We start from the raw sequence: 11,153 nt of genomic DNA, 5'->3' as shown, positions 1-11,153 counted from the left end.
GTGCCCGCGGCGCGGCCCGTCACAAAACCCCCCCATAACACTGTCGCGGGCCACCCCTCACCCGATCAAAAAAAAAAACCGGGGGGCGGGGGCGGGGGGGGCGGGGGGGGCGGGGGCCCGACACTGTTGGTGCAACGTGGGCTACCGCTCCTCCCGCACGAATCTATTCCGCAACGTGCCGATGCCGGTGATGTCGATCTCCACGACATCGCCGTGCTTGATGTCGGGCGACGCACCGTCGGTGCCCATCCAGATCATGTCGCCGGGCCATAACGTAAAGTATTTGGATAGCTCGACAAGGAACGGCACCACGCCGAAGATCATGTCGTTGGTGCGGAAGCGGTTGGTTTCCTCGCCGTTGACGCGAACGATGGTCTCCATACGGGCGAGGTCGACTTCGGTCTCGATCCACGGGCCCATCGGCTTGAACGTGTCGGCGTTCTTCGACCGCCACAGGCTGCGGTCGGCTTTCTGCCAGCTTCGTTCGCTGACGTCGTTGCCGATGGTGTAGCCGAACACGCAATCCATCGCATTCTGCTTCGTGAGATGCTTGACCTTCTTGCCGATGATGACGACGAGTTCGCCTTCGTAGTGGATCTTGTCCGTCGCAAAGGACGGGATCACGACGTCCTCGTCATGTGCGATCAGCGCATTCTGAGCGCGATAGCCGATCTCTGGTCTGTCCGGCACTGCCGGCACTTCGCCCCGCTTGTCGGCGGCCTCCTTCAGGTGCTTCAGATAGTTCAGGCCGACGCAGTAGAAGGTGCGCGGAATCAGCGGAAGCTCGATTCTGACCTGCGACAGCGGATGCGTGCGCGAGGTCCGCTGCCATTCGCCGAAGGGATCGCCGTCGACCGCAATCACTTGGTCACCCTCGACGAATCCCCAGGACGTCTTGTCCGCGGCCGTGAATGTCAGCCAGCGCATGCCGTGTCTCCGTTGTTATTCCGCGGCATCGCGCGGCTGCACTTTCCAGTCGCCGGCCGCCGGCCGCTTCAGCCCGAGATTTTCCCGCAGCGTCTTGCCGCGATATTCCTTCTGGAACAATCCGCGCCGCTGCAATTCCGGGACGATATATTGCACGAAATCGGCATAGGAGCCGGGCACATAGGTCGCGGCGATGACAAAACCGTCGCAGCCGCGCTCGACGAACATTTCTTCGAGCTTGTCCGCGATCTCCTTGGGGCCGCCAACCATCGCATCCTGGACCTGACCGCGGCCGGAGAAGGTGACGAAGTCGCGCGCGCTCGGATTGCTTTTACCGGAGTTCTTGAGCACGCCGTCCCGGATGCCCAGAATGCCCTGCATGCTCTTCAACTCCTCAGTCGTCAGCGGCTCGTCGAGATCCTTGGAGGCGAAGTCGTAGTTGAGTGCTTCGGCCAGCAGCGACAGCGCATCGATCTGCAGCGGCAGCTTGTTGATCAGCGCCATCTTATCTTCGGCCTCGGCTTTGGTCGCGGCGCAAACCGGCGTCGTCAGGTTGCAGAGGAACATCGCCTCCGGATCGCGGCCGACTTTCGCGGCCTCGTTACGCACCGCCGCATAGCCGTCCTTGGCGGCGGAGAGGTTACGTGCAGCGGTAAAGATTACTTCGCCCCATCGTCCTGCAAAGCGCTGCCCGCGTCCGGACGCGCCGGCCTGGATGACCACGGGATGGCCCTGATCCGAGCGCGGCACGGTGAAGGGACCGCGCGACTTGTAGAATGGGCCCTTGTGATCGAGCCGCTTCACCTTGGCTGGATCGGCGAAGCGGCCGCTCGTCTTGTCCATGATGAGCGCGCCGTCCTCCCAAGTGTCCCAATGGCCGAGCACGACCTCCATGAATTCGTCGGCCTTGTCGTAGCGGGAATCATGTTCGGGATGAGAGTCGCGCCCCATGTTGTGTGCCTCGCCGTCGTTGAGCGAGGTGACGACGTTCCACCCGGCGCGTCCGCCGGACATCAGGTCGAGCGTTGCGAAGCGGCGGGCGATGTCGAAAGGTTCGAAATAAGTCGTCGAGCCGGTCGCCCCCAACCCGAGCTTCTCCGTAACCATGCCCATCGTGGTCAGCACGATCAGCGGATCCATCTTCACGCAGCGGATGCCGTATTCGACGGTGTGGGCGTGATCGTTGCCGTAGCGGTCCGGCATCGCCAACCGGTCGTCGAAGAACGCCATGTGGAACTTGCCGGCTTCGAGGATTTTGGCGATCTCCTGATAATAGTCCGCCGACATCGAATCGTCGCGCGAGTCCGGATGCCGCCACGAGCTAGGCAAATTCGTGCAGTTCTGGGCCTGAAGGAAGCCGACCAGTACCATCTGCCGCGTCATGCTGCTGTTCTCCGAATTGCGTCAGGCCGAAATCCGTCAGGCCAGGTCGAGGATCGTATCGAGCCTGTACTCGCGCGCCAGCGCGCGCCGCAGAGGTCGCCATGTCCAGGTAGAACGGCGCATCGAGGTCGGACGGCACCGCAATCGAGATCGGATGGTGCCGAGCCGTGCCTCCTTGCCGCCGAAGGGCGCCACGTGCTTCCGCGAGCGGCCGGAATCCGCCGTCGCGATCCCGATCATGCCTTCGCGCATCGCCATCAGCGGGAACAGCGATCACGCCGTGGGAATCGTGGCCGGCGAGATTGGCGTTGACGCAGCCGCATGCGATCGCGTCGGCCTCTTCCGCGGAAGCTCCGGCGGCACGAAGCAGCGCGGCGCTGATGCGCGTGAGGCGGTCGGCCTGGACGATCGGCATGGCGTTTCCTCAGGTCTCGCCCTTGGCGGGTTGTGCCTGTTGGAAGCCATCGTCTCAAAGCACCGGTGCGATATCAATCTCCCGTAAACCAATACAGGGCTGCAAATTCGTAAAGGGAGCGCGTCTGTGGCTGAAACCGGCATTCAGTATAGCGATTTTGACAGGTTCGCGACAGCTGTTTGCAGCTCGTTCACTTTGATCGACGGTTTGCGGGAACCAATAACCACCACTTAGGCCATCGCCCTCATAAGCTACCCGGGAGAAATTGGCAGAAATGCCGGGGAGTTGAGATCGTGCAGACGACCCTCGCGCGCACACTTGCAGCGTTGAGCGACATCAACGAAGCCATCCTTTACGCGAAGTCGCCGGACGAGCTGTACCAGAAGGTCTGCGACGCCGGGTTTTCGAGTGGGGACTTCATGGCCGTCGCCGTGTTCCTGGCGGAGCCGGATGGCCAGCGGCTCCGATTTGCGGCCGGCTGCGGCGACGACGTTGCGCGGCTGCGTGCGATCACGATCACCACGCAGGCCGGCACGCCGGAGGGGTCGGGCGTCGGCGGCGAAGCCTTTCGCAGCCAGGGGATTTGCATCAGTAACGATTATCTGAACGATCCGCGCTCGCTCGCGTGGCGCGAAGGCGCTGCCGGAGCGGGTGTCGGGGCAGCCGCGGCGCTTCCCCTGATCTGTGGCGGTCGCAGCATCGGCGTGTTGTATGTGACGCGCTCGGGGGCAGGCACGCTCGACGAGGCGATGGTCTCGCTCTTCGAGCGGATGTCGAGCAATATCTCACATGCGCTGGAGAATTTCGCGCGCGAGACAGCGCGCCTGGATGGCGAGCGGGCAGTGCGGCGGCTCAACCGCATGTTCGGCGCCCTCACTGCGACCAACGAAGCAATCCTTCACGCCAGCACTGAGCAGGATCTATACCAGCGGGTCTGCGACGCCGCTGTGCATAGCGGCAAATCGCTTGCCACTTTCGTTCTGCTGCGCGAGCCGGATTCCGAATGGCTGACGCCGGTGGCAGCGACCGGACAAAATCTGGATCTGATCAGACGCACGCGCTACTCGATCGATGCGGAGAGTCCCTATGGCAAGGGCATCTCCGGCCAGGTGTTCCGGACTCAGAAAGCGATCGTCGAGGACGACCTCCTCAATCGTACCAAGGGGACGACCTGGGAGCAAACCAACGTCGATGCCGGCGCCGTCGCCTGCGTGGCTGCTCCCTTGATCAAGCGTGGCACCAGCATCGGCGTGCTGTTTTTCTTCGTGAGCAAAGCCTGGGCAAAAGACGAAGGCATCGTCGCACTGTTGCTGCGCATGACCGAAACCGTATGCTTCGCGCTCGAGAACTTTGACCGCGATAAGGAGAAGGCCCAGATCGCGCTGGAGGAGGAACGGCTGGCGCGCATGTACGCGGCGCTAAGCGCGACCAACGAGGCCATTCTGCGGGCAAGATCCCGCAGCGAACTGTTTGACCTGGTTTGCGAAGCCACGGCGCAGGGCGCGAAGTTCGCCTCGACCTCGATTGCGTTGCTCGACCGCGACGCGGGACTGCTTCGCGTTGTCGCATCCTTTGGACCGAACGCCGCTGAGGTACGAACCTTCAGATTGCCGGTCAGCGACAAGGTGCCGGAGGGACGTGGGTTGACCGGCACTGCGTTCCGGACCCGGAAGGCTTGCATTAGCAACGACATCCTGGCAGACGCCCGCCTCGAGCCCTGGCACGCCAGCGCGCGTCGCAACGGCATTGCGTCGTCAACCGCGCTGCCGCTGTTCAATGGCGACAAGGTCGAAGGCGTATTCCTGTTTAACTCGCGCGAGCGCGGCACTTTCACGGACGAGTTCGTCGAGCTCCTGCGTAAGCTCCAGGCCAACGTCGCCTTTGCGCTCGAGAATTTCGATCGAGCCGACGAAAAAGCGCGGGCCGACAAGCAGCGCGATCGCCTGAGTGGCATGTTCGAGGCGCTGAGCGCGACCAACGAAGCCATCATGCGCGCCAAGACGCGCGAGGAGCTGTTCGAGGTCGCGTGCCAGGCCGCCGTGCTCGGCGGGGTGTTCGCCTCCGCGACAATCGCCACTTTGGACGACAAACGTGAACTTGTCCGGGTCGTCGCCGTGAAGGGACGCCTGCAGGAACGAATGGTGGGACGCACCTGCCTTGTTTCCGCCGACCATCCTGAAGGCCAGGGAATCATAGGGATGTCGCTGCGGACCCGCCGGGCCAGTGTCATCAACGATTATCTGAATGATCCGCGATCGGTGTACTGGCATTCCAAGGCGATCGAGGATGGAACCCGGGCTGCTGCCAGCTTCCCGCTGCTGCGGGGCGGCCAGGAGCCGATTGGCATCCTGCTTTTCCTCGCACCGGAAGAGAATACGTTCACACCCGATTTGGTCGAGCTGCTCGGACGTCTGGCTGAAAACGTCTCTTTCGCCCTCGACAATTTCGATCGTGCCGAGGAGAAGGCCCGCACCGAAGCGCAGAAGGAACGCCTGACGCGGATGTTTGCGTCGCTGAGCGCCACCAACGAGGCGATCATGCGGGCGAAGTCGCGCGCCGAACTGTTCGACCTCGTCTGCCTTGCTGCTTCGAATGGCGCAAAATTCACCTCCACCACCATCGCGCTCGCGAGCGCCGAGAGCGACCAGCTGGAAATCGTCGCCAGCGCCGGACCCGCGGCCGGCACCACGCGCACCGTCCGCCTCTCCATCGACCCCGATTGCCCGGAAGGTCGTGGGATGAGCGGCACGGCATTCCGCACGCGCCAGCCTTGCATCAGCAACGATTATCTCAACGACGATCGCGTCCGCGCCTTCCACGCCATCGTCCGCGGCGACGGCGCGCGCTCGGGAGCGGCATTCCCGCTGGTCGCCCACGACCAGGCAGTTGGCGTCATGATCTACTTGTCGGCGGAGCCTGCCGCCTTTACCGACGAGTTCGTCGAGCTGCTGCAGCGTCTCGCCGAAAACGTCTCCTTCGCGATGGAGAATTTCGATCGCGCCGACGAGAAGAACAAGGCCGACGAACGGATCGAGTATCTCGCCTCCTATGACAGCCTGACCAACCTGCCCAACCGCGAGACATTCAGTGCCGTGTTGCGCGCGGCAATCGATGCGGCGGAGCGCCATGACCATCGTTTCGCGGTGCTGTTCATCGATCTCGACCGGTTCAAGGTCATCAACGATTCGCTCGGCCACGAGGCGGGCGATTTGCTCCTGCTCGAAGTCGCCGACCGGTTGCGCAGCGCGCTGCGAGCGAGCGACGTGGTGGCGCGCCTCGGAGGCGACGAGTTCGTGGTTATCCTCGACCAGTGCGGCGAGATCGACGACGTCCAGCGCATCGCGACGGAACTGCTCCGCGTGCTCGCGAAGCCAATGGAGCTGGCCGGCCACGAGTGCCACACCACCGCCTCCATCGGCATTGCGATGTATCCGGCCAACGGTGCCGACGCGCTGACGCTGACCAAGAATGCCGACATGGCGATGTATCTCGCCAAGGAAGACGGCAAGAACGGCTATCGCTTCTTCTCCAAGGAAGTGAACACGCAGTCGATCGAGCGGCTGTCGCTGGAGAGCGCGCTGCGCCGGGCGCTGGAGCGGGATCAGTTCACTTTGAACTACCAGCCCAAGGTGGACATGGTGACCGGCCAGATCACCGGCGTGGAAGCGCTATTGCGCTGGACGCATCCCGATCTCGGCAATATCTCGCCGGCGCAGTTCATTCCGCTGGCGGAGGAGACCGGATTGATCGTGCCGATCGGCCGCTGGGTGATGAAGGAGGCCTGCGCGCAGGCCATGGCCTGGCAGCGGCGCGGCCTCTTGCCGGTATCCATGGCGGTGAACCTGTCGCCGCGCCAGTTCGTCGACGAGCATCTCTTGCAGGACGTCGACGAAGCGCTCGCCGCAAGCGGCATGTCGCCGGTGCTGCTCCAGCTCGAAGTCACCGAGAGTATGATGATGCGCAATGTCGGACGTGCGATCAAGGTGCTCGACGCCATCCAGAGCCGCGGCATTCGCTTGGCGATCGACGATTTCGGCACCGGATATTCGTCGATGTCGCTGATGAAGCATTTTCCGATCGACACCATCAAGATCGACCGCTCCTTCGTGCGCGACCTGCCGCAGGATGCGGAGGATCAGGCGATCGCGCAGGCCATCATCAGCATGGGCAAGGCGCTCGGTATGACCGTGGTGGCGGAAGGCGTCGAGAACGCTGAACAGGAGGCGTTCCTGCGCGCTCATGGCTGCGACGAGATGCAGGGCTTCCTGATCTCCAAGCCGGTGCCGGCGCGGCAGATGGCCGAGCTGCTGCGGCCGACGGAGCCGTCTGTCGCGCCGCCGCTCCAGCCGGAGCCGGACCATGCCGCCACCGCGGCCGCGGCGCTACGGTTGAAAAGCGCTGTCGTCTGATGGCTGCGGGTGGAGCTCGCGGACGTCCTCTTCCCTGATCTCCGCCTTGCGTGGAAAATCATCCGGCCACGGAAGCGAGGTTTGTTCGGCGAAGAGCGCGATAAGGATATGCGCTCCTTCGGCAAAGCTCGATCCGTCGTTAAGGCCGAGCTCACGACACCAGGCCTGTCGCATCGGCTCGTGCGTGTCGAATACCGCCATCGCCGGACCCCACCACCAGGCCGGCGCCGGCGATCGTTCGTCCTCCGGCACGGCATGCCAGAGGATGAGCTCGTCCATCATGCGCTCGAATTGCAGGCTTGCGGCCTGATGCATTCGTTCCGTGCTCCCTTGGGTCGCGCCTGAAAGCAGGCCGATGCGCGGACTCGATCGTGGCCTTCGCTGTGAAAAGCTGGCTCGCGCTATTGGCTGAGCCGATTGTGCCGCTTGTGTCGGCGGCCATACAAAAACATGCGGCGGCCGCGAAAGTTGCCGGCGCCGACTGTGACAGTCTCTTTAGCCGCTTATGAGCCCGACCCGCAAGGCGCAATACCGGCGCCGCCGGCGTTGAAACAGCGCAGGCGGGGCTGATAACCGGCGGCGGTCATGTCGTTCTACTCAGCGATTAAGGGGCCGATTGCGGCTGAACAGCAGATAGATCGCGCGAGGATTGGTGGTCAAATAACGCCAGAACAGGCGGCGGGGCTCGAGCAAGGTGCGCCAGGCCCATTCCAGGCCGATCTTCTGCATCCATCGCGGCGCGCGGGCGCGGCTTCCCGACAAGAAGTTGAACAGGCCGCCGGATGTCTTGATGACGCCGACATTGGTGAGATGCGGCGTGAATTCCTCGACGAAAGCCTGCTCGTTTGGCACGCCCAGCGCAACCCAGAGATAATCCGGTGCTAGCGCGTTGATCTCGTCGACCTTCGCGCGCAGTGCATCGCCACGGAGATAGCCGTGGCTGTAGCCGACGATCTTGAGGTTTGGATACATCTTCCGGACGTTCTCGACCGCAGCGGCGTTCTCGTCCTCGCTCGCGCCGAACATGTAGAAGGTGCGGCCGACCGCTTCGGCCTTGCGCGCGACGAGGTGAAACAGATCCGTCGTGGCGACGCGCTCGGGCAGCGGAAACCAGGATTGCAGCCTCGACGCCGCCACCAGCGGCTGGCCATCGGCGTTGATGAGGTCGGCGCCGCGGAACAGGCGCTCGGTCTCCGGTTCGGTCGAGCACCGCGCCAGCACCTCGCCGTTGGCCGAGGTCAGGTGCAGCGGACGGCCGATGCGATGGCGCGGATCGGTCGCCTCGATCATGAAATCCGCGGTCGCTTCCAGGTCGAGTGCGGCCATGCGAAGGCCGCCGATGGTGATCCGCGGCACGTCGGCAGTTGCGGTCCGGCCATCGAGATTGATGCGGCGCTCAAGCATATTGTCTGCCTCGTTGGCGAGCTTGGGCCATAGGGGTGAGTTCGTCGAGCACGACGCCGACGAGCTTGCGCTCGGCGCGGCCGAGCGTGCTCAATATCTCTTCGAGGCCGTCGTTGATGTCGAGGCTGGTCGGCAGCACCGCCACCAGCGCGTCGGCATCATCGAGCAGCTTGCGGCTGCCGGTCGTGAGTGGCGCCGCGGGACCGTCGAGGATCACGAGGTCATAACCGCCGGCGGAGCGCGCCTGCTCGATGGCCTTGCGGATGGCGTCAGTGGCCTTGCCTGCGTCGCGTTCGGCGGCCGGCAATACCGAGATGCCGTTGAGTGTCTTGATCTCGCGCGCGGCCTTGCTGCCGATCGAAAGCCATCCAACCTTGCTCGGCTCACTCTTGCCGGGACGGTTGACCTTGTTCGAGAGCGAGTGGGCCTGGTGGTCGGCATCGATCATCAGTACCCGAGCGCCGTCGCGCGCGGCCGCGAGCGCGAAATTCAGCGCGGTCACGCTGCGCCCGGTGGTCTCACTGGCACCGACGAGCGCGATAACAGGCATTGTCTTTCCGCCGGCGCGCCGGGCCGCCGTAGCGCGCATGTCGCGCCAGGCGTTGAGCAGCGTCGTCAGGGGAAAGCCGGGGCGCAGCGTCGGCCAGCCCAGCCGGGTGAGGTCGATGCCGCCGCCGGTGGCGAGAATGGCACCGAGCGTGTGGATGACGTCGGCCTCCTGGAGGCGCGCGATCAGCGGCTTTTCGATCAGGGGCTTCTCGACCATCGAAGGTTGCAGCGGCGGGGCTGTGAGTTCCGGCAGTGCCTGCGCGATTTCCGGGGCTCGCGAGGCCGGGTGGGGCCGGGCGGTCTCCGCCGTTCGCGAAGGCTCTGAAGCTCGCGGAGCTTGCGGCAACGGAGTGCGATTGGGCCGGGCCGGCGCCGGCGCCGGCGCGAATGCGCCGGCGAACAGCAGTTCGGCCGCGACGAACCAGCTCGATGCAGCGATCGCGCCGAAGATGAAGCCGATCATGGCGAACAGGCTCATCGCCGGCGGGAACGAGCGCCGCTGCGGCACCGTCGCTTCGCCGATGATTCGGGCCGCCGAGGTGTTCAGCGTCTCCTGCTCCTCGGTCTCGCGCGAACGCTTGAGGAAGGATTGATAGACGTCACGGCTGGCATCGGCTTCGCGCTCGAGCTCGCGCAAGCGCACGGCGGCCTGGCTGAGCTGGACGCTCTGCCGCTTCTGTGCCTCCAGCGCCCGGCTGAGCGAGGCTTCAAAGTCGCGGGCACGCGTCAAATCGTTCTTGGCGGACTGCGCGAAGCGGTCGATCTCTTCGTTGATGGTGCGCTTGAGATCTTCGACCTGCTTCTCGGTCTGGCGCAGCGCCGGATGACGTGGGCCGAGCTCGCCGGCCTGCTCCGCATATTTCTTGCGCGCGTCGGCATATTGCGCGCGCAGGTTCGCGATGGTCGGCGATTGCAGCGCTTCGGAGTTCGCGCCCGCATCTGCCGTGGTGCGCCGGCTCGCCTCAATCTGATCGAGGCGCGCCTGCGCGTCCATGGTCGCGGCGCGGGCGGCGGAAAGCCGCTGGTTGCTGGCGGAAAGCTGCTGGTCGCTGATCAGCGCATCCTGGGTACCGACGAAATTGTTCTGGGCCTTGTAGGTCGCAAGCACGGTCTCGGCGTTGCGCAGCCGCTCGCGCAACTCCTTCAAGCGGCCGGAGAGATCGTTGGTGGCGCGCCGCGCGGCTGACGCCTGCGAGTTGCGGGATTCCGCGAGGTAGGCACTGGTCAGCGTGTTGGCGAGCATCGCCGCTTTCGCCGGATCGGTCGACCAGACCTCGATGTCGACGATGAAGCTCTTCTCGGTCTTGCGGATCGTGATGTGCCGGTTCAGCGCCTCGAGGGCGGCGAGCTGCACTTCCCTCTTCTCCGTGGCGGAGGGCGCGCGGGGCTGAAGGCCGATCAGACCGAGCAGCGAGGACATCACGCCTTTGCCGTCGGCGCCGCCGCCGAATTCGGGATCCTTGTCCAGATCAGCCTGCTGGATCACCTGGAGCAGCACGCTGTTGGAGGTGATCAGGCGCGCCTGGCTCTCGACCACCATCGACATGCCGGAGACGTCCTGCGCGCGAGGCGTTAGCTCGCGATCGACGAGCTGAAGCTCGCGCGGGTCGACATAGAGTTGGGCGGTGGCGGTGTAGCGGGGCGTCAGGCTCTTGCCCACGGTGACGGCCGCCGTTGCACCGAGCAGCGCGGCAACGGCAATCGCGACCTTCCGCCGCCAGAGCAGATTGACCAGCTCCAGCACGTTGAAGCCAACCCGAGGCCGCTGCTGCGGGGCCTCCGGTCCGGCCCGATCTATCGGCTGGTTATAGTCAAGCATGATCCCCAGCTTTCATTCCAAGTGCCGCGAGCTGAGGGGGTACTCTTCGCTCTACGCCACGCACCTCAGATATAGGTGCCCACTCAACGCAACAGGGAAAATTAACCATACTCATTGAGGGACTATTCACCGAAATGGCAAACAAAGCGTTTAAGCGCATGCCACTCTTCGACGCGTCGCCGTGACGCATGCGATGGCGCGGTCCTTCAGAGATTAACGGTTCGTTACCGCGTGCATCGTGGCCGCG

Annotated in this window: 7 protein-coding genes; 2 read left to right on the top strand and 5 right to left on the bottom strand. The window is 64.2% G+C overall.

Features of this window, described 5'->3' with window-relative positions; all coding sequences use genetic code 11:
- Positions 1-141: 141 nt before the first annotated feature.
- Together AC0L3K_RS22585 and AC0L3K_RS22580 are read right to left on the bottom strand one after the other, a co-directional pair.
- On the bottom strand, positions 142-927 hold the full coding sequence (locus AC0L3K_RS22585) for a fumarylacetoacetate hydrolase family protein (protein WP_007597011.1): 786 nt from the start codon (positions 925-927) through the stop codon (positions 142-144).
- Between the two features lie 15 nt (positions 928-942).
- Positions 943-2,310, bottom strand: coding sequence for an LLM class flavin-dependent oxidoreductase (locus AC0L3K_RS22580; protein ID WP_473366931.1), 1,368 nt, complete (start codon positions 2,308-2,310; stop codon positions 943-945).
- On the opposite strand from AC0L3K_RS22580, the gene AC0L3K_RS22575 reads away from it, so the two are divergent.
- Together AC0L3K_RS22575 and AC0L3K_RS22570 are read left to right on the top strand one after the other, a co-directional pair.
- Entirely contained in the window at positions 2,309-2,812 is a 504-nt protein-coding gene (locus AC0L3K_RS22575; RefSeq protein WP_219680717.1) for a hypothetical protein, read from the top strand. The two genes, AC0L3K_RS22580 and AC0L3K_RS22575, sit on opposite strands and share 2 nt — an antisense overlap.
- A 206-nt stretch (positions 2,813-3,018) precedes the next feature.
- A complete protein-coding gene (locus AC0L3K_RS22570; RefSeq protein WP_473366930.1) occupies positions 3,019-7,134 on the top strand; it encodes a GAF domain-containing protein in 4,116 nt (1,371 codons plus the stop codon).
- Here the strand turns inward: AC0L3K_RS22570 and AC0L3K_RS22565 are convergent.
- The 3 genes from AC0L3K_RS22565 to AC0L3K_RS22555 all read right to left on the bottom strand — a co-directional run bounded on the left by AC0L3K_RS22565 (position 7,108) and on the right by AC0L3K_RS22555 (position 10,906).
- Positions 7,108-7,449, bottom strand: coding sequence for a hypothetical protein (locus tag AC0L3K_RS22565; RefSeq protein ID WP_219680722.1), 342 nt, complete (start codon positions 7,447-7,449; stop codon positions 7,108-7,110). The two genes, AC0L3K_RS22570 and AC0L3K_RS22565, sit on opposite strands and share 27 nt — an antisense overlap.
- Before the next feature lie 282 nt (positions 7,450-7,731).
- Positions 7,732-8,538, bottom strand: coding sequence for a WecB/TagA/CpsF family glycosyltransferase (locus tag AC0L3K_RS22560; RefSeq protein ID WP_473366929.1), 807 nt, complete (start codon positions 8,536-8,538; stop codon positions 7,732-7,734).
- On the bottom strand, positions 8,531-10,906 hold the full coding sequence (locus AC0L3K_RS22555; protein WP_354128667.1) for an exopolysaccharide transport family protein: 2,376 nt from the start codon (positions 10,904-10,906) through the stop codon (positions 8,531-8,533). The genes AC0L3K_RS22560 and AC0L3K_RS22555 overlap by 8 nt, the downstream gene beginning before the upstream one ends.
- Positions 10,907-11,153: the final 247 nt, after the last annotated feature.

Source organism: Bradyrhizobium sp. MI1.10 (genome assembly GCF_055811035.1).
The sequence above is the reverse complement of the archived record's forward strand: the minus strand, read 5'-3'. Positions and strand labels throughout refer to the sequence as shown.

Excerpts from the sequence above, each read along its gene's own strand:
- AC0L3K_RS22575 (WP_219680717.1), top strand. The coding sequence starts at position 2,309 with ATGCTGCTGTTCTCCGAATTGCGTCAGGCCGAAATCCGTCAGGCCAGG.
- AC0L3K_RS22565 (WP_219680722.1), bottom strand. The coding sequence starts at position 7,449 with ATGCATCAGGCCGCAAGCCTGCAATTCGAGCGCATGATGGACGAGCTC.
- AC0L3K_RS22580 (WP_473366931.1), bottom strand. The coding sequence starts at position 2,310 with ATGACGCGGCAGATGGTACTGGTCGGCTTCCTTCAGGCCCAGAACTGC.
- AC0L3K_RS22555 (WP_354128667.1), bottom strand. The coding sequence starts at position 10,906 with ATGCTTGACTATAACCAGCCGATAGATCGGGCCGGACCGGAGGCCCCG.
- AC0L3K_RS22560 (WP_473366929.1), bottom strand. The coding sequence starts at position 8,538 with ATGCTTGAGCGCCGCATCAATCTCGATGGCCGGACCGCAACTGCCGAC.
- AC0L3K_RS22585 (WP_007597011.1), bottom strand. The coding sequence starts at position 927 with ATGCGCTGGCTGACATTCACGGCCGCGGACAAGACGTCCTGGGGATTC.